Source organism: Staphylococcus sp. LKG4-2 (assembly GCF_050955665.1).
Classification (GTDB): domain Bacteria; phylum Bacillota; class Bacilli; order Staphylococcales; family Staphylococcaceae; genus Staphylococcus; species Staphylococcus saprophyticus.
This window is the reverse complement of sequence record NZ_CP194532.1, coordinates 2085167-2103687: the sequence shown is the minus strand read 5'-3', so window position 1 is coordinate 2103687 and position 18521 is coordinate 2085167. Positions and strand designations below refer to the sequence as shown.

17 protein-coding genes are annotated in these 18521 nt (G+C 33.6%); 9 read left to right on the top strand and 8 right to left on the bottom strand.

The window, feature by feature from the left end; genetic code table 11:
* Window position 1 precedes the first annotated feature (1 nt).
* The 5 genes from mnhD1 to kapB all read right to left on the bottom strand — a co-directional run bounded on the left by mnhD1 (window position 2) and on the right by kapB (window position 5170).
* Window positions 2-1498 carry a Na+/H+ antiporter Mnh1 subunit D gene (gene mnhD1, locus ACM6UH_RS10235; RefSeq protein ID WP_047502542.1) on the bottom strand — a complete coding sequence of 499 codons (1497 nt, stop codon included), beginning with the start codon at window positions 1496-1498 and terminating at the stop codon, window positions 2-4.
* Complete coding sequence (mnhC1, locus tag ACM6UH_RS10230; RefSeq protein ID WP_002483802.1) at window positions 1485-1832, bottom strand: Na+/H+ antiporter Mnh1 subunit C; 348 nt, start codon at window positions 1830-1832, stop codon at window positions 1485-1487. Before mnhC1 ends, mnhD1 begins: the two co-directional genes overlap by 14 nt.
* Complete coding sequence (gene mnhB1 / locus ACM6UH_RS10225) at window positions 1832-2260, bottom strand: Na+/H+ antiporter Mnh1 subunit B (RefSeq protein WP_011303515.1); 429 nt, start codon at window positions 2258-2260, stop codon at window positions 1832-1834. The genes mnhC1 and mnhB1 overlap by 1 nt, the downstream gene beginning before the upstream one ends.
* Window positions 2241-4658, bottom strand: a complete 2418-nt coding sequence (locus ACM6UH_RS10220; protein ID WP_283995367.1) for a Na+/H+ antiporter subunit A — start codon at window positions 4656-4658, stop codon at window positions 2241-2243. The genes mnhB1 and ACM6UH_RS10220 overlap by 20 nt, the downstream gene beginning before the upstream one ends.
* 128 nt (window positions 4659-4786) lie before the next feature.
* The gene (gene kapB, locus ACM6UH_RS10215) at window positions 4787-5170 is read right to left on the bottom strand and encodes a sporulation phosphorelay system protein KapB (protein WP_100217402.1); all 384 of its coding nucleotides are present in this window, start codon (window positions 5168-5170) and stop codon (window positions 4787-4789) included.
* Window positions 5171-5234: 64 nt separating this feature from the next.
* On the opposite strand from kapB, the gene ACM6UH_RS10210 reads away from it, so the two are divergent.
* The 5 genes from ACM6UH_RS10210 to ACM6UH_RS10190 all read left to right on the top strand — a co-directional run bounded on the left by ACM6UH_RS10210 (window position 5235) and on the right by ACM6UH_RS10190 (window position 10798).
* A complete protein-coding gene (locus ACM6UH_RS10210; protein ID WP_002483798.1) occupies window positions 5235-5828 on the top strand; it encodes a peptidylprolyl isomerase in 594 nt (197 codons plus the stop codon).
* Between the two features lie 304 nt (window positions 5829-6132).
* Window positions 6133-6513, top strand: coding sequence for a S1 domain-containing post-transcriptional regulator Ygs (gene ygs, locus ACM6UH_RS10205; protein WP_002483797.1), 381 nt, complete (start codon window positions 6133-6135; stop codon window positions 6511-6513).
* Between the two features lie 233 nt (window positions 6514-6746).
* On the top strand, window positions 6747-7880 hold the full coding sequence (locus ACM6UH_RS10200; protein ID WP_047502537.1) for an NADH-dependent flavin oxidoreductase: 1134 nt from the start codon (window positions 6747-6749) through the stop codon (window positions 7878-7880).
* Between the two features lie 372 nt (window positions 7881-8252).
* Window positions 8253-9443 carry an ornithine--oxo-acid transaminase gene (locus ACM6UH_RS10195; protein WP_002483795.1) on the top strand — a complete coding sequence of 397 codons (1191 nt, stop codon included), beginning with the start codon at window positions 8253-8255 and terminating at the stop codon, window positions 9441-9443.
* Window positions 9444-9553: 110 nt separating this feature from the next.
* Complete coding sequence (locus ACM6UH_RS10190; RefSeq protein WP_011303512.1) at window positions 9554-10798, top strand: Glu/Leu/Phe/Val family dehydrogenase; 1245 nt, start codon at window positions 9554-9556, stop codon at window positions 10796-10798.
* Between the two features lie 103 nt (window positions 10799-10901).
* Here ACM6UH_RS10190 and ACM6UH_RS10185 read toward each other — a convergent pair whose 3' ends face one another.
* The 3 genes from ACM6UH_RS10185 to ACM6UH_RS10175 form a co-directional block, all read right to left on the bottom strand.
* A complete protein-coding gene (locus ACM6UH_RS10185) occupies window positions 10902-11891 on the bottom strand; it encodes a glycerophosphodiester phosphodiesterase (protein ID WP_011303511.1) in 990 nt (329 codons plus the stop codon).
* Between the two features lie 320 nt (window positions 11892-12211).
* Window positions 12212-13591, bottom strand: coding sequence for an argininosuccinate lyase (gene argH, locus ACM6UH_RS10180; protein ID WP_011303510.1), 1380 nt, complete (start codon window positions 13589-13591; stop codon window positions 12212-12214).
* Complete coding sequence (locus tag ACM6UH_RS10175) at window positions 13581-14786, bottom strand: argininosuccinate synthase (RefSeq protein WP_011303509.1); 1206 nt, start codon at window positions 14784-14786, stop codon at window positions 13581-13583. Before ACM6UH_RS10175 ends, argH begins: the two co-directional genes overlap by 11 nt.
* A gap of 341 nt (window positions 14787-15127) precedes the next feature.
* On the opposite strand from ACM6UH_RS10175, the gene ACM6UH_RS10170 reads away from it, so the two are divergent.
* The 4 genes from ACM6UH_RS10170 (at window position 15128) to lepB (ACM6UH_RS10155) (ending at window position 18391) form a co-directional block, all read left to right on the top strand.
* Window positions 15128-16459: a glucose-6-phosphate isomerase gene (locus tag ACM6UH_RS10170; RefSeq protein WP_011303508.1), complete on the top strand. Its 1332-nt coding sequence runs from the start codon at window positions 15128-15130 to the stop codon at window positions 16457-16459.
* Window positions 16460-16698: 239 nt separating this feature from the next.
* Window positions 16699-17274: a TVP38/TMEM64 family protein gene (locus ACM6UH_RS10165; RefSeq protein ID WP_011303507.1), complete on the top strand. Its 576-nt coding sequence runs from the start codon at window positions 16699-16701 to the stop codon at window positions 17272-17274.
* 4 nt (window positions 17275-17278) lie between these two features.
* Complete coding sequence (gene lepB / locus ACM6UH_RS10160) at window positions 17279-17797, top strand: signal peptidase I (RefSeq protein ID WP_011303506.1); 519 nt, start codon at window positions 17279-17281, stop codon at window positions 17795-17797.
* Window positions 17798-17815: 18 nt separating this feature from the next.
* Entirely contained in the window at window positions 17816-18391 is a 576-nt protein-coding gene (gene lepB / locus ACM6UH_RS10155) for a signal peptidase I (protein WP_011303505.1), read from the top strand.
* Window positions 18392-18521: the final 130 nt, after the last annotated feature.

The window sequence follows — 18521 nt, the reverse complement described above, 5'->3', positions numbered from 1 at the left end:
TTTATTTTCCCCCCAATACGCTGTCAGTGTATACACTTGGATTGTAAAACGTTTCTGCTGCATCTTTAATGATTGGTTGTAACCAATCTGCAGAAAGTCCAAATATTACAGAAATAACGACAGCAACAATGGATACAGTAAGAATCCCTTTATATTGTAATTTAGGATTTACTTGATAACCTTCTGATTTACCGAAGAACCCTTGTAAAAAGATTCGTATCACAGAATAAAGTACAACCAGACTTGAAAGTAAGACTAAAATACCACTTAAATAAAATCCTTTTTCAAAAGTAGCTTGAACGATATAGTACTTACCATAAAATCCACTAAGAGGGGGAATACCAGCTAGACTAAGTGCTGCTATAAAGAAAGTCCAACCTAGCACTGGGTAGTCTTTAATAAGACCGCCATATTTACGTAAGTCATGTGTTTTTGTAATTTTATACATGACACCAATTAGGAAAAATAAGGCTGCTTTGATTAACATATCATGTAGCGTATAGTAAATCGCGCCCATCATACCAGTTTGATTCATCATCGCTACACCGACAAGAATGACACCTACAGCAATCATGATATTATAGAGTATGATTTTTTTAGTATCAAAGTAACTTATGGCGCCAACACAACCAAAGATGATTGTGAGTAGGGCGAGAAACAGTATAGTATAGAATGAAAAGTTCGATGTATCTCTAAAAAATAGGCTGGCAGTTCTAGCAATGGCATATATGCCTACTTTAGTTAATAAGGCACCGAAGAAGGCAATAATTGCAATAGGTGGTGCGTAATAAGCACCTGGCAACCAAATATACATTGGAAAAGCACCAGCTTTTGTAGCAAATACAAAGATAAATAAAATAAATATAATGGTTACAATGCCACTATCTTGTGATGGTAGTTGACTTAACTTTTCGCTGATATCAGCAAGGTTCAACGTGCCTACTACTGAATAAAGCATAGCTACAGCAATAACGAAGAATGCTGAAGAAGTCACATTTACAAGAACATATTTAATCGTCTCACTCAATTGTACTTTTGTGCCGCCAATAACTAAGAGAATATAGGAAGCCATCAAGAATACCTCGAAGAATACGAACAAGTTAAATATATCGCCGGTAATAAATGAGCCTATGACTCCAGTTAGCATAAACATAACAGCGAAGTAATAGTAATATGTTTCGCGTTCAATACCTACAGATTGATAGGAATATAAAATGATGAGCATTGTGACGATGAGGCTTGTGATGACAAGTAATGCACTGAATATATCAAGTACAAAGACAATACTATAAGGTGCATCCCATGAACCAAGCTCTAAAGTAATTGGACCATCTTTTAAAACATTATTTAAATTAATAAAAGCGAATATTAAAGTTAATGCTGTACCTGCTAAGGCAACATAACGTTTGATTTTAGGACGTTTACCAATGAAAATGAGTGCGATAATAGTAATCATTGGTATGACGAGTAATGAAATGATTAAGTTACTCTCTATCATCTTCTAGCACTCCTTTCATACTTTCTACGTTGTCTGTGCCTAATTCTTTATAACTTCTAAAAGCAAGTACTAAGAAAAACGCTGTGACTGAAAATGAAATAACAATAGCGGTTAAAATTAATGCCTGTGGTATAGGATCAACGTAAGAAGTAATACCTTTCTCATATATAGGTACTTCACCTTTTTTTAAACCGCCCATTGTAATTAAAAATAAGTTTGCAGTATGTGTTTGTAATGTAGTCCCAATAATAATGCGTATCAAACTCTTAGAAAGAATGAGATAGACACTCATTGCAGTGAGAATACCACATACGAAAATCATCAATATTTCCATTACTCATTCTCTCCAATCGATAAGATTATAGTCATTACTGTACCTACAACTGCACACATAACACCTAAATCAAAGAAAGTAGCTGTGTGCATCTCCATTGGTGGTAAAATACCTAATGGAATTTCAAACGGCGTATGCGTGAAGAAGTTTTTATTATAAAACCAACTTGCCATTGGTGTTGCTAAACAAAATAATAAGCCGATACCGATTAATATTTTAAAATCCCAAGGGAATATCTTACGCATTGTTTTAATATCAAAAGCGACCGTAATAATAACGAGGGCACTTGATAACAATAGACCACCAACGAAACCACCACCTGGTGTATAGTGTCCGGCCAAGAATAAAGATAGACCAAACATTACTATGAGGAAGAAGATAACAACTGCTGAATATTGAAAAATTAAATTATTCTTCTGTCTGTTCAACGTTTTTACCCCCTTCATCAGATTTATCATTTTTCGCACGTAATTTAATCATGGTATAAACACCTAATCCAGCAATACCCAACACGGAAGACTCAAATAATGTATCGGTACCACGGAAGTCAACCAATATGACGTTAACCATGTTTGTACCATGTGCTAAGTCATAGACATGCGTTTTATAAAATTCTGCGATAGAACCGAAGTGTCTGTTACCATAAGCGATTAATCCAAGTACGGTAACGACAATACCAGCACCAACAGAAATAACAATATTAACCAATTTGAATGAACGTGTTTCTTTATGTCTATTTAGATTAGGTAAATGATAGAAACATAATAAGAATAATGCAGTAGAAATGGATTCAACTACAAATTGTGTAAGTGCTAAGTCTGGGGCACCGAAGAAAATAAAGAATATAGCAACAGAATAACCGACAGCACTGGCCATAATTATACTGAATAGTCTGGATTTAGCGAAAATAATCATTGAAGCTGCTGTAATAATGAGCACTACAATAATTAATTCGAAAGGACGTATCGCACTGACATCTTTAAAATCAATATTGAAAGGTGTAACTAATAATGTAACTAAGGCAATAACAATGAGAGATGCAAAGATAATGACTAAATTATTACGTGTGAATCCAGTAACATACGTATCTGTAAATTTGCTAGAGTATCTAGGTGTTACATCTCCAAATTTGTTATACCAGTAATTAATTGTCAGTTTAGTTGGTTGTTTTTGTAATAAATAAATCCAATAACTGAATGTAATGATTAATACAATACCAACAATATAAATGCCTAATGTAGAGAAGAAGGCTGGTGTAAAGCCATGGAACATATGAAATTCCGCTGTCGAATTTGTTGTTTGACCAATTGCATTCACCGCGGGTTCTATAATAGGACCTGAAAGTATCGCAGGGAATAACCCAAATACGATAACTAAAATGGCTAAAATTGACGGAGAAATGAGCATTAATGGTGAAACTTCATGTGCTTTTTTAGGTAATTTATCTTCTTTATAACTACCTAAGAAAATTTGGCCAATAAACCTTATTGAATATACAAATGTAAACACACTACCGATAATAGCGGTAATTGGAATTAAAATACCGAGTGTATCTAAACTAAATAAGTTTACATTAGTAACTTCGATCATACTTTCTAAAAATTTTTCTTTAGATAAAAAACCATTAAATGGCGGTATGCCTGCCATACTTAAAGAAGTGATTAATGTGATGGTAAACGAAATAGGCATAATGGTTAATAAACCGCCCAGTTTTTTGACATCACGGGTACCAGTTGAATGGTCAACAGCACCAGTAATCATAAATAGTGCACCTTTAAAGGTAGCATGGTTAATCAAGTGGAAGATGGCTGCCGTAAATGCTGCGATGTAAATTTGACTTTCAGCACCTTCAAAATGAAAGCTTACTGCGCCTACACCGAGCATTGCCATAATCATACCTAGTTGAGATACAGTAGAAAATGCGAGTATCCCTTTCAAATCTTGTTGTTTTGTTGCATTTAATGATGCCCAAAATAGTGTGATGAGGCCAACAGCAGTCACTGTCCAAATCCAACCTTGAGACACTGCGAATATAGGTGTCATACGTGCCACTAAGTAAAGCCCAGCTTTAACCATAGTTGCTGAGTGAAGATATGCACTAACAGGTGTTGGTGCTTCCATCGCATCTGGTAACCAAACATAAAATGGAAATTGTGCAGATTTAGTCATTGCACCAATTAATACCAGAATCATAGAGAAAATAAAAAATGGACTTGTTTGGATTTCTGAGGCATTATTTATCAATTCTTGAATACTTGTTGTTCCACCGGCAATGGAAAGTAAGATAATACCACCCAAAAGTGATAAACCGCCAAATACAGTAACGAGCATTGATTTTTGTGCTCCGTAAATTGAGGCTTGTTTATCACGCCAAAATGAAATAAGAAGGAAACTTGAAAATGAAGTTAATTCCCAGAATAAATATAAGATAATTAAATTATCAGATAATACAAGACCTAACATTGCACCCATAAAAAGCAATAGGTAACAATAAAAATGTCCTAATTGCTCTTGTCGACTTAAATAGCTTATAGAATACAGTACAATTAAACAGCCAATGCCAGTTATAAGTAAACTGAATAATAAACCAAGACCATCTACATACAAATTAAAGTTCATACCAAAATGCGGCATCCAATTTGCTTTTTCCATAATGGTATTGCCTGACATCGTTGTTGAAATATATGATAAAAAATATATAAATAAGACGACGGGGATAGGTAACACAAACCATCCTAAATGTATCCGTTTATAGAACCGATATACAAATGGAATAATGAGTGCAAATATCAGCGGTAATAGTACCGCTATATGTAACAAACTCATTATATTTTCCTCCTTTTAAAATTTATTATAAATTCATTATACATGAATTGAAGAGTTCTGAAAAACGTGTTTAAGCCTTGAAGGACTTGAAATATATGTGTTGTTAAATAAGAAGAAACACGGTATTTTTATTCAAAATTTTGTTTATATTGAAGTGAATAATCTGCTTTGAGACGCTGTAGATTTTCAAGCGACATTGTTGCGTGCAATGTATTTTCAGCTTTTAATTTTTCTTCTAAATGTGTAATAGCTTGTTGTAAAGATACTTTATATGGTAATGGTTCTACATTAAAAGGTCTTAAATGCGATTTTTTAGTGTAACGCTTTTCATATTGACTCAGTGCTTTTCTTTCGTGAAAGAAAACATTTTCTGTTTCTGTTGGATTATGTAAATCCCCTTGTTTAGGGTGTTTAATGACTTGTTCAACTTGTACGAGTACTTGATTTTCATCTTCTTCCTTAATGGTAACGCCGTAACTGCCAGTTTTATGTGAAAAACGATATAACATAATTCATTCCATCCCTTCTTTTATGTTAGAATACATATATCATCTTAACATGAAATGGAGAATAAAAATGACGAACTATCCTCAGTTAAATACAGAAATTAATGGTAATGAAATTAAATTGATTATGCACACAAATAAAGGAGATATGACCTTTAAACTATTACCTGATGTAGCACCAAAAACTGTAGAAAATTTTGTGACACATGCGAAAAATGGTTACTATAATGGTGTAACATTCCATCGTGTCATTAATGATTTTATGGTACAAGGTGGCGACCCAACAGCTACAGGTATGGGTGGAGAAAGTATTTATGGTGAACCTTTTGAAGATGAATTTTCAAAAGAAGCCTTTAATATTTATGGTGCGTTATCTATGGCAAATGCTGGTCCACATACGAATGGTTCACAATTCTTTATCGTACAAATGAATGAAGTACCTGAATCAATGTTGAGTCAGTTAGCTGACGGTGGTTGGCCAGAGCCAATCGTTAAAGCATATGCTGAAACGGGTGGCACACCATGGTTAGATCAAAAACATACAGTGTTTGGTCAACTGATCGAAGGTAAGGATACTTTAGAAGACATAGCAAACACTAAAGTAGGACCACAAGATAAACCATTACATGATATAACAATCGATTCAATTGAAATAGTCGAATAATACGAATGACATTGTAAATTAAAGTACGAATTGAAAGCCTAGATCAACCCAATAAATCGTATGGGTATATCTAGGTTTTTTTATCGACGACTTTTAAAGGCATAGACATCGTTGGCAGTAATGTATCAATGTAATAATCAGCGTGGCATACGTATGTTTTATCCATTGCTGTAATCATGATGAACCACTGATTTATGTCTGCCTATGAATGAAATGTGAAATTTTTCTACTATAATATTAGTGCCATCGTATAATGTATGCTATTATAATAGTGTTAAGAAAAACGAAATAAGGGGTTATCACGTTGAATAATCACTATAAAGTAGGTCAACATGTCAAAGTTCGTGTGACTGGTATTCAACCGTATGGCGCTTTTGTAGAAACCCCTGACAATGCTGAAGGTTTAATTCATATTTCTGAAATTATGGATGATTACGTCCATAATTTAAAAAAATTTTTATCAGAAGGGCAAATTGTAAGAGCGAAAGTGATTTCAATTGATGATGAAGGTAAACTGAATCTTTCTTTAAAAGATAATGACTATTTTAAAAATTATGAACGTAAGAAAGAAAAACAGTCAGTGTTAGATGAAATTAAAGAGACCGAACGATATGGGTTTCAAACAATTAAAGAACGCTTACCGGTTTGGATAAAGCAGTCCAAAAACGCGATTAAAGATGAGTAATTTATCTTTTGAAAAAGCTGCCATTTCATGATTGAAATGGCAGCTTTTTTGTTTATAACATTTTAGCAAATATGACAATAAAGTGAGTATTTGTTTTAAAGTATGCGAATATGGCTATACAAAAATATATGCGTGAGCATATTTATTTTAAATTAAAACTGAGGTAGCTAAAATAAAAAAGTATTAAAAATTATCCAAACTTTTTAAAAGTACATTTAGGAGGAACAGTAAACATGAATCAAAAATTCCAACCATTATTTGAAAAATTAACTTTACCGAATAAAGTTGAATTAGATAATCGTTTTGTATTAGCGCCATTAACACATGTATCATCTAATGATGATGGCTCTATTTCTAATGAAGAAGTCGTATATATGGAACAACGCTCAAAAGATGTAGGATTAGCCATTTCCGCAGCGAGTAACGTTACCGATTTAGGAAAAGCATTCCCTGGTCAACCATCTGTTGCACATGATTCGAATTTAGAAGGTTTAAAACGTTTAGCGCAAGCTATGAAGAAAAATGGTGCTAAAGCAATTGTTCAAATTCATCACGGTGGTGCACAATCATTACCTAATTTAACACCGGGTGGAGATGTTGCTGGACCTAGTCCGATTTCAATGAAAAGTTTTGGTGAGCAAGAAGAACACCATGCACGTGAAATTACAGTAGATGAAATTAAAGAAACAATTAAAGCATTTGGAGAGGCAACGAAGAGAGTCATTGATGCTGGATTCGATGGCGTAGAAATTCATGGTGCCAACCATTATTTAATTCATCAATTTGTTTCACCTTATTACAACCGTCGTGATGATGAATGGGGAGAAGACCGTTTGAAATTCGCTTCAGAAGTGATTGATGAAGTAACCGAAACGGTTAAAAAGTATGGTAGTAAAGATTTTATTGTTGGCTATAGACTTTCACCAGAAGAAGCAGAATCTCCAGGTATAAGCATGGAAATTACTGAAACATTGGTTAAGCATTTAATTGAAAAACCATTAGACTATCTACATGTATCATTAATGGATATACATTCTAAAACACGTGAAGGTAAATATAAAGGTCAAGAACGTGTACAATTATTATTAGAATGGATGGACGGCCGTATGCCATTAATTGGAATTGGTTCAATCTTTACTGCTGATCAAGCAATTGAAGCAATTGAGTCTACGAAAGTTGATCTTATTGCTTTAGGTAGAGAAATATTACTAGATCACAACTTTATTAGTAAAATTAAAGACGGTAAAGAAGATGAAATCATTTCACAATTTGATCCTGAAAGAAAAGATAGACATCATTTACCACCAAATTTATGGGATCAATTCAATCGAGGATTCTACCCATTACCAAGAACAGATAACAAATAAATAACACATTTGAACGCATAAATTTTCTGATGAATGAATCCAGAAGATTTATGCGTTTTTTTTACGAATATAATGCTTAAACATACAATTAAATGCAAAAATAATAATAGTTAATTTTATTTTTAAATTTAAGGAAATTTTCTTGTAATCATAGTTAGGATTATGTCATTATATATGTAAGGGCTTACATAATTTTGACAATTGTATATATGAATTTAACAATGCAAAAAATAGCGTATTTAAGACGTTGAACAGTGATTGAGTAAGCTGTTTTAGAAAATAGTTTCAGTTCACGTGTAAATACGTTATGCTATGAGTGAGTATTGCTTAGGAGTCATTTTTGCTCTTAAATTTTTACAAAGGGGAGATATCATGTCAAGATCAGAAGAAATCATTGAAGTAACAAATCATTATGGTGCACAAAACTATGTACCACTTCCAATTGTTATCTCGGAAGCGGAAGGCGTATGGGTCAAAGACCCTGAAGGAAATAAATATATGGATATGTTATCTGCATATTCAGCTGTAAACCAAGGTCATAGACACCCTAAAATTATCCAAGCTTTGAAAGAACAAGCGGATAAAGTTACATTAGTTTCACGCGCTTTCCATAGTGAAAATCTAGGTGAATGGTATGAAAAAATTTGTAAGCTTTCTGGCAAAGCAAAAGCTTTACCGATGAACACTGGTGCGGAAGCAGTTGAGACTGCATTAAAAGCAGCACGTCGTTGGGCTTATGATGTTAAAAATATACAACCAGATAAGGCAGAAATTATTGCTTTCAATGGTAACTTCCATGGTCGAACAATGGCGCCTGTTTCCTTATCGTCTGAACCTGAATACCAACGTGGGTATGGCCCGTTATTAGATGGTTTCCGTAAAGTAGATTTTGGTGATATTGAGGCTGTTAAAGCAGCAATTAATGAAAATACTGCAGCTATTCTGATTGAGCCGATACAGGGAGAAGCAGGTATTAATGTACCTCCAGAAGGTTATTTGAAACAAATTAGAGAATTATGTGATGAGCATAACGTTTTATTTATCGCTGATGAAATTCAAGCTGGTCTTGGACGTTCAGGTAAATTATTTGCAACAGATTGGGATAATGTAAAACCGGATGTTTATATTCTAGGTAAAGCTTTAGGTGGCGGTGTATTGCCAATTTCAGTGGTATTAGCAGATGAAGAAGTATTAGGTGTATTCACACCTGGTTCACACGGATCAACATTTGGTGGTAATCCACTTGCTTGTGCAGTATCAAATGCAGCGCTAGATGTCATTATCGATGAAGATTTACCAGGACGTTCTTTAGAGTTAGGTGATTATTTTAAATCAGAATTAGAAAAAATAGACCACCCAGCAATCAAAGAAGTACGTGGACGTGGATTGTTTATCGGAATTGAACTTAATGAAGCAGCAAGACCATTCTGTGAATCTTTAAAAGAGCAAGGTTTATTATGTAAAGAAACGCATGATACGGTAATTAGATTTGCACCACCACTTATTATTTCTAAGGAAGAATTAGACTTTGCATTAGACAAAGTTAGAAGTGTTTTTGAGTAAATTCACACTTCTGTAACATATGTTCTGAAACCCCTTTAAAAAGGTAAATCTTATGTTACAATTATCATGAAAGCGAAATCATTAGTAACGAAAAAGAGGCGAAATGAATCATGACTGAGAATAATAATTTAGTTACTTCTACGCAACAAATTATTAAGGAAGCATTGCATAAATTGGGATTTGACGATGGTATGTATGATTTGGTAAAGGAACCTTTACGTTTCCTACAAGTTAGAATTCCTGTACGTATGGATGATGGTACTGTACAAACATTTACTGGTTATCGTGCACAGCATAACGACGCTGTTGGACCAACAAAAGGTGGGGTTCGTTTCCACCCAGACGTTGATGAAGAAGAAGTTAAAGCATTATCAATGTGGATGACATTGAAATGTGGCATTGTAGATTTACCATACGGTGGTGGTAAAGGTGGTATCGTTTGCGATCCACGTCAAATGAGTATTCATGAGGTAGAGCGTCTATCTCGCGGATATGTTCGTTCAATTTCTCAATTTGTTGGACCGACAAAAGATATTCCAGCACCAGACGTATTTACAAACTCTCAAATTATGGCATGGATGATGGATGAGTATAGTTCGCTAGATAAATTTAACTCTCCAGGGTTTATCACTGGTAAACCGATTGTATTAGGTGGTTCACAAGGACGTGACCGTGCTACTGCACTAGGTGTTGTCATTGCTATCGAACAAGCGGCACAAAGAAGAGGACTAAATCTTAAAGGTGCGCGTATTGTCATCCAAGGATTTGGTAACGCTGGTAGTTTCTTAGCTAAGTTCTTGTATGATATGGGTGCAACAATTGTTGGGATTTCAGATGCGTATGGTGCACTACATGATCCAGAAGGTTTAGATATTGATTACCTATTAGATAGAAGAGATAGTTTTGGTACGGTTACGAACTTATTTGATGAAACAATTTCAAATAAAGAATTATTTGAAATTGATTGTGATATCTTAGTTCCTGCAGCCATTGCGAATCAAATTACTGAAGACAATGCTCATGATATTAAAGCTGATATTGTTGTTGAAGCGGCAAATGGACCAACTACACCAGCTGCAACACGCATATTAACTGAACGTGATATTCTACTCGTACCTGATGTATTAGCAAGTGCTGGTGGAGTTACAGTTTCATACTTTGAATGGGTGCAAAATAACCAAGGTTATTATTGGTCTGAAGAAGAAGTTAACACGAAAATGCGTGAAAAGCTTACAACAGCCTTTGACACAATTTATGAATTATCTCAAAATAGAAAAATTGATATGCGCTTAGCTGCATATATTGTAGGTATTAAACGTACGGCAGAAGCTGCACGTTACCGTGGTTGGGCTTAAGCCAATACAGATATAACAAAAACGACAATTGCTGTTTTTATCAGCAATTGTCGTTTTTTCGTATGTTGTTTAATGGATTTAAAAATAAAGGAATAAACAAAAATTAATATTTATTCTGTTCTCCTTCATTTATTACTTGTTTGTATAGATCTGGATAATTTGTAAATACACCGTCAACACCATAATGATTCAATCGCTTCATATCTTCTGGGTCATTCACTGTAAATGGGTGTACAAGTAAACCAGCTTTTTTAAGATTTTTAACATTTTGTTTTGTTAAATCAGAGGCTTCAGGGCCTACACCAATTGCATAATTTCTAATTTCATTAAAATCTTGCTGAGATAAAGCTAATAATTCACCTTTATCAAGTAAACGGATTAATGGCACATTTGAGTTTAGTTTCTGCATTTTAAGTAAACTTTCTTGTGAAAAAGATTGTACTAAAACTTGACCATTATTAAGTGATTGTTTATTTAACATATGATGTTTATTAAGGGAATCCAATAATTTTTCTTCCATACCTGGATAAACATCAGGCGATTTTGTCTCAATGTAGTAATTAGCTGATGTTCCATAACGCTCTAAAATTTCATCTAGGGTTGGAATTTTTGCACCTTTATAATTTGAATTAGCATATTGCGGATTTTGGCTATTAAATTTACTGCCAGCATCTAATTGTTTTAATTCTTTTAATGTATATTGATCCACTCTACCTGTTCCATTTGTTGTACGATCTACTGTTTCATCATGCATTGCAACTAAATGGCCATCTTTAGTCATCTGTAAATCAATTTCTATGTATGAGGCACCTATGGCATTATGACTCTTATCATATGAGAAAAAAGTATGTTCCGGTGCATATCCGCTCGCACCTCTGTGTGCAATTGTCGTGAATTTTTCGCCTGTCAAATTTTGTACTTTCTTTTGGTTATGTTGTGATTGATTACTAGACCCGCTTTGTTGCTTTGTAGTGTTTGACTGTTCTGTATAGGTATTACCGTTTCCCGAAGCTTCAATAAATGATGAAGTACACAAACCCGATAATGTTAAAGCAGTTATACTAGAAACGATTAGCTTATGTGTATGTTTCATAATGACGACACTCCTTAATATGAACTATATGCTCACAGTACATAAAAAAGAGGGGGATGAGAATAGAATTTACAGTATTATAATTCAAAATAAATAAAATTAATTTTAAGCTTACAATTTTAAAAGAAATATATAGTTATAGAATCTAAAGTGAAGACAATGGAAACTTTTAAAATAAAGATGAAACTGAACCTCAAATTTCTAATAGAGTTTTCCTAGTCATCTATTACCTAATTGAAGAAGAGTCTGGAACATCTATTTTTGTCCCAGACTCTAACTATTATATGTGACCTAATGACATATTAAAAATCTATGCATGTTTAGTCACTGAGTTCTTTATGAATGATGTCGAGTTGTTGTTGTACCGATGATTGACCCGTCGAACCGTAACTAATTCTTCTGCTTACACAATTTTCTGGTTTTAAATAATCATAGATATCCGCTTCTATCAGTTCATTTGCACTCTGATATTGTTCTAAAGGAACATCTAATAAATATATATTATGTTGAATAGACCAAAGCACAATTTTACCAACAACCTCGTGTGCGCTCCTAAAAGGGACACCTTTATTCACAAGATAGTCTGCGAGTTCAGTCGCATTTGAAAAATCATTGTATACCGTTTGTTGTAGACGTTCGACATTAACTGTCATTGAATCTATCATACCGTCAAATATGCGTAATGATCCTTTTAAGGTGTGAACGGCATCAAATAATCCTTCTTTATCTTCTTGCATATCTTTATTGTATGCTAAAGGTAGACCTTTGAGTGTCATCAACATACTCATCAAGTGACCAGTTGTACGTCCAACTTTGCCTCTTATAAGTTCAGCCATATCTGGGTTCTTTTTTTGAGGCATAATGGATGAGCCAGTTGAAAAAGCATCTGATAAGGTAATAAAATTTGCTTCAGCTGAAGACCAAAAAATAATTTCCTCAGCAAAACGTGACAAATGTACCATTGTTAATGAAATATTATGCAATGTTTCAACAATATAATCTCTATCACTCACAGCATCCATACTATTTTCATATATGGCACTAAAATCCAAAAGTGATTGCGTTTCATGACGATCAATCGGATAGGTAGTACCACTTAATGCGGCCGCACCTAAAGGAGAAATATCAATGCGTTTTAAACTATCTTGAAAACGTGATTTATCTCTTTCCAACATCCAATAATAAGTTAGTATATGGTGCGCGAATGAAATAGGTTGTGCTCTTTGTAAATGTGTATAGCCTGGCATAATAGTGTTAATATGCGATTCAGCAGTATTTACAATTGTATGTTGAAACTGTGTAATTAATTCAATCAAAGCATTGACTTCAGCTTTTGTATAGAGATGCATATCTGTAGCAACCTGATCATTTCTACTACGACCAGTGTGTAATCTACCTCCAGCATCACCAATACGCTTAATTAATTCATGTTCAATATTTAAATGAATATCTTCTAACGAAGTATCCAATTCTAAATTATCTTGTTCATAATCCTTCAATATGGCATTTAAACCTTCAATAATTTGGTCGCAGTCTGAATCTGTAATGATATCTTGTTTCGCTAACATTTTTGCATGTGCAATACTCCCTTGCACATCATACTGAATTAACGTCTTATCGAAGTGGATAGAGGCATTGAATTCATCAACCCAATCCTCAGGTTGCTCGCTAAATCTACCACCCCATGCTTTATTGCTCATCTTTATAGCCACCGTGTAACATTGAATTGACTTTTGTAGGTAAACCAAAGATATCAATAAAACCAACTGCGGATTCTTGATTAAATGCGTCTTCTTTTGTATAAGTTGCTAATTTTTCGTTGTATAACGTATAAGGTGATTGTCTACCATTGACGATAGCATTGCCTTTGTACAATTTAAGACGTACATCACCAGTAACGTGTGCTTGTGTACTATCAACAAATATTTTTAAACTATCTGTAAGCGGAGAGAACCATAGGCCATTATATATTTGTTCAGAAAATTGTTTTTCAATAACTGGTTTGAAATGTGCAACATCTTTTGTCAGTGTTATTGTTTCTAGCGCTTTATGTGCATTCATAATTACTTCTGCTGCGGGTGTCTCATAGACTTCTCTTGATTTGATACCAACGAGTCTATTTTCTACGTGATCTATTCTACCAACCCCATGTTTACCTGCGAGTTTGTTTAATTCTAAGATGAGTTCACTTAATTTATAAGCTGTGCCATCTAAAGAGACAGGGATACCTTTTTCAAAAGAGAGTACAATTTCTTCGGCTTCATCTGGCGCGTCTTCTAATTCGTTTGTTAAATCATATGCATCTTTTGGTGGTGTAGCATAAGGATCCTCAAGAATGCCACATTCATTACTTCTACCCCATAAATTTTGGTCAATTGAATAAGGAGAATCATGTTGAATAGGGACTGGAATATTATGCTTAATTGCATAATCGATTTCTTCTTCACGGCTCCATGCCCATTCTCTTACTGGTGCAAATACTTTTAATTCAGGGTCTAATGCTTTAATTGCAACTTCAAAACGTACCTGGTCATTTCCTTTACCTGTACATCCATGCGCAATACCTACTGAGTTTGTTTTGCTAGCAATTTCAACGAGTTTTTTTGAAATTAAAGGTCTTGATAATGCTGATACTAAAGGATATGTTCCTTCATACATTAGATTGCCTTTGATTGCATACGATACATAATCTTGGCTGAATTCTTCTGTAGCATCAATAATATGACATTCTATAGCCCCCATATCTAATGCTTTTTGATGTACTAATTCTAAATCTTTACCCTCACCGACATCTAAGCAACATGCAACCACATCATAACCTTTATCTAATAACCATTTAACTGCCACACTAGTGTCTAAACCACCTGAATATGCTAATACGATTTTCTCTTTCATAGTGCCACCTCATTTAATTTGATTGAATTTGTCTTTTTTATGAATTTGATATGGATAGTATAGCAGATGATGAATGAAAATAAAACCATTATTTTACATAAATATGCATATAATATTTTGACCTTCAGTATGAAAGTCGATTTATAGGGCTTTGAATATGAATTTATGTTATAGGAAGGGGAAATGTAATGTATATAATAGTGAATAAACTATAAAGCTCATTATTCTTGGATGATAAGGTTTAACTATTATTTTTGATAAACGATAGGCTAGTTGTTTGAATAGTCAAAATAAACTTAGTAAAATAATAATGAAATTAAAAACACTGGAGGCAATTCAATATGACGCATATTCAATTAGATTATGGTAAAACTTTAGAATTTTTTGGCGAACATGAACTACAACAACAAAAAGATATAGTTAAATCAATTCATAATACTATCCATAAAGGTACTGGCGCAGGCAGCGACTTTCTTGGTTGGATTGATCTTCCTGTTGATTATGATAAAGAAGAATTCTCACGTATTTTAGAAGCTTCAAAACGGGTCAAAGACAACTCGGAAGTATTTGTAGTTATTGGTATTGGTGGTTCTTATTTAGGTGCACGTGCTGCGATTGAAATGCTAACTTCTTCATTTAGAAATAGCGATGAATATCCTGAAATTGTATTTGTTGGTAATCACTTATCATCTACTTATACTCAAGAATTAATAGATTATCTAGACGGTAAAGATTTTTCAGTAAACGTTATTTCTAAATCTGGTACTACGACTGAACCAGCCGTATCATTCAGATTGTTTAAACAACTTTTAGAAAATAAATATGGTAAAGAAGAAGCGAAAAAACGTATCTTTGCTACTACAGATAAAGAAAAAGGTGCATTGAAGCAATTAGCTACAAATGAAGGTTATGAAACATTTGTAGTGCCAGATGATATCGGTGGCCGTTATTCAGTATTGACAGCTGTTGGTTTATTACCAATTGCAGTTGCTGGTATTGACATTAAAGCAATGATGGAAGGTGCAGCGAAAGCACGTGAAGAATTGTCATCTGAGAATTTAGAAGATAATATTGCTTATCAATATGCAACGATTCGTAACGTTTTATATGCAAAAGGTTATGATACAGAAATGTTAATTAACTATGAACCATCAATGCAATATTTCAATGAATGGTGGAAACAATTATTTGGTGAATCTGAAGGTAAAGACTACAAAGGTATTTATCCATCAAGTGCAAACTACACAACAGATTTACACTCACTTGGACAATATGTACAAGAAGGTCGTCGTTTCTTATTTGAAACTGTTGTTAAAGTAAATAATCCAAAACATGATATTACGATTGAAGAAGATAGTGATAATTTAGATGGTTTAAATTATTTAGCTGGAAAAACAATCGATGAAGTAAATACAAAAGCGTTTGAAGGTACATTATTAGCGCATACTGACGGTGGCGTACCTAATATCGTTTTAAATATACCTCGTCTTGATGAAGAAACATTTGGTTACGTTGTTTACTTCTTTGAATTAGCTTGTTCAATGAGTGGTTACCAATTAGGTGTTAATCCATTTAACCAACCTGGTGTAGAAGCATATAAACAAAATATGTTCGCTTTATTAGGTAAACAAGGATTTGAAGATAAAAAAGAAGCATTAGAAAAACGTTTATAATATTTTCTAGTAGTTTGAAGTTAGATTGCTTACATTAAAATATGTAATGACAATGAAAAAGAGTGTGACGTTTATAGCGTCGCACTCTTTTTATGCATTTTTATCGTATGCATACATCTAATACATGATAGCAAGCTCATTCCTGAGACCGATTTATCATATGCTGAATACTTTATAGTTTTAAATAAGCAACTTTACACTTATAATTATATAGAATAGTTATAATGAGGGTTGATTTAATGACAGAGGAGCAAGTACAGCATTGGTTTGATATGTTTGGTAGTTTAGGTTATATTGCAGGTTTCCTGCTACCTTTTATTGAAGCTTTTATTCCGATTTTACCAATCATTGTGTTTATCATTGTAAACGTCAATGCTTTTGGGTGGTTTATAGGTACTGTATTAGCTTGGGCTGGGACAGTTGCAGGGAGTTATATTGTCTTCTTGTTTTTCAGAAGATTAAATAATACAAAGTATATGAAAAAGGTTCAGCAACGTACTTCTGTGCAGAGGTTGATTCATTTTATCGATCGAAGAGGCGTTATTCCTATCTTTATTTTAATGTGCTTTCCATTTACACCAAGTGCACTCGTAAATATCGTTGCAAGTATGTCTCATATTAAAGCGCATGCTTATCTAACTGTGCTGATTATTTCTAAGTTTATCATGATTGGACTCGTTGGTTGGTTAGGCAATGATATTACGACTTTATTCTCTAATCCAACACGATTGATTACAATTGTGGTTGTCATTATCATCGTTTGGTTCGTTGGAAGGAAGATTGAGAAACATTTTATGAGTTCGTCGGAGGAGTGACAACTTGCGAAAAATATTAAAACATTTGATTTCAATTATAATTGCGATTATTATAGTACTGTTGATTCAAGCTTTTGTTATTACTGGTTCAGTGGTGAAAGATAATACAATGTCTCCGAATCTAAAGGAAAATGATCGTATATTTGTAAATAAAATAAAACCAACATTTGATTTGTTAGATAATAATGATATTATAATGTATCGTAATGGTGATGATATCCAATATAGTAGAATTATTGGCAAGCCTGGGCAGTCGATTGCTTTTAAAGGCGGTAAGCTTATTAGAGATGATAGGCAAGTTGATGAACCTTTTACCCAAAACAGCATAGAAAATTTATCACTTAGGGATATAAAAAATTCTGAAAGTGATATCATACCACCAAATGCTTATTTTGTGCTCAATGATCAACGTACGAATAAGCATGATTCTAGGATATTGGGCTATATTAAGAAAGAAGATATTATCGGTAATGTTAGTATGAGATATTACCCATTTAAAAAATTCACGGTAGACTTCAATTAAATAGACGAGGTGTAAAAATTGAGAAAAGAGATAATCGAATGGATTGTATCCATTGTAGTAGCAGTTGCATTAGTATTGCTGATTGTTAACTTTGTGGCTAAACCGTATACAGTTAAAGGTGACTCTATGGATCCGACATTGAAAGATGGAGAACGTGTGATTGTAAATTTATTTTCTAAAAATTTAAGCGGCATTGAAAAAGGAAATGTTGTTGTATTCCATGCTACAAAAGAAAATGATTATGTAAAACGTGTGATTGGTACAGAAGGTGACAACGTAGAGTACAAGAAAGATGAATTGTACGTTAACGGTAAAAAAGTAGATGAACCTTACTTGGATTATAATAAGAAGCATAAACAATATAATTACATTACAGGAAGCTTTGAAACTAAAGATATCAATCAAGTAGATGAAAAGAATAAAATTCCTAAAGGTAAGTTGTTAGTGTTAGGAGACAACCGTGAAGTAAGTAAAGATAGTCGTTCGTTTGGTTTAATTGACGAAGATCAAATAGTCGGTAAGGTATCATTCAGTTTCTGGCCGCTAAATGAAATGAAATTTGGATTCAATCCTGATACAGATTATGGAAAGTAGATAAATTGCGTAAGAGATAGAACGCTCGCACCAATAGATGATTTCATAGTCTATTACAATAATTTAAAAATGAACTGGAGACCAAGTAGGTTTCCAGTTCATTTTTTATATTTTAAGTTTGTACAGTCTT

Excerpts from the sequence above, each read along its gene's own strand:
- ACM6UH_RS10165 (WP_011303507.1), top strand. The coding sequence starts at position 16,699 with ATGACAGAGGAGCAAGTACAGCATTGGTTTGATATGTTTGGTAGTTTA.
- ACM6UH_RS10170 (WP_011303508.1), top strand. The coding sequence starts at position 15,128 with ATGACGCATATTCAATTAGATTATGGTAAAACTTTAGAATTTTTTGGC.
- ACM6UH_RS10220 (WP_283995367.1), bottom strand. The coding sequence starts at position 4,658 with ATGAGTTTGTTACATATAGCGGTACTATTACCGCTGATATTTGCACTC.
- mnhD1 (WP_047502542.1), bottom strand. The coding sequence starts at position 1,498 with ATGATAGAGAGTAACTTAATCATTTCATTACTCGTCATACCAATGATT.
- ACM6UH_RS10190 (WP_011303512.1), top strand. The coding sequence starts at position 9,554 with ATGACTGAGAATAATAATTTAGTTACTTCTACGCAACAAATTATTAAG.
- ACM6UH_RS10200 (WP_047502537.1), top strand. The coding sequence starts at position 6,747 with ATGAATCAAAAATTCCAACCATTATTTGAAAAATTAACTTTACCGAAT.
- ACM6UH_RS10195 (WP_002483795.1), top strand. The coding sequence starts at position 8,253 with ATGTCAAGATCAGAAGAAATCATTGAAGTAACAAATCATTATGGTGCA.
- argH (WP_011303510.1), bottom strand. The coding sequence starts at position 13,591 with ATGAGCAATAAAGCATGGGGTGGTAGATTTAGCGAGCAACCTGAGGAT.
- ACM6UH_RS10175 (WP_011303509.1), bottom strand. The coding sequence starts at position 14,786 with ATGAAAGAGAAAATCGTATTAGCATATTCAGGTGGTTTAGACACTAGT.
- mnhC1 (WP_002483802.1), bottom strand. The coding sequence starts at position 1,832 with ATGGAAATATTGATGATTTTCGTATGTGGTATTCTCACTGCAATGAGT.
- ACM6UH_RS10185 (WP_011303511.1), bottom strand. The coding sequence starts at position 11,891 with ATGAAACATACACATAAGCTAATCGTTTCTAGTATAACTGCTTTAACA.
- ACM6UH_RS10210 (WP_002483798.1), top strand. The coding sequence starts at position 5,235 with ATGACGAACTATCCTCAGTTAAATACAGAAATTAATGGTAATGAAATT.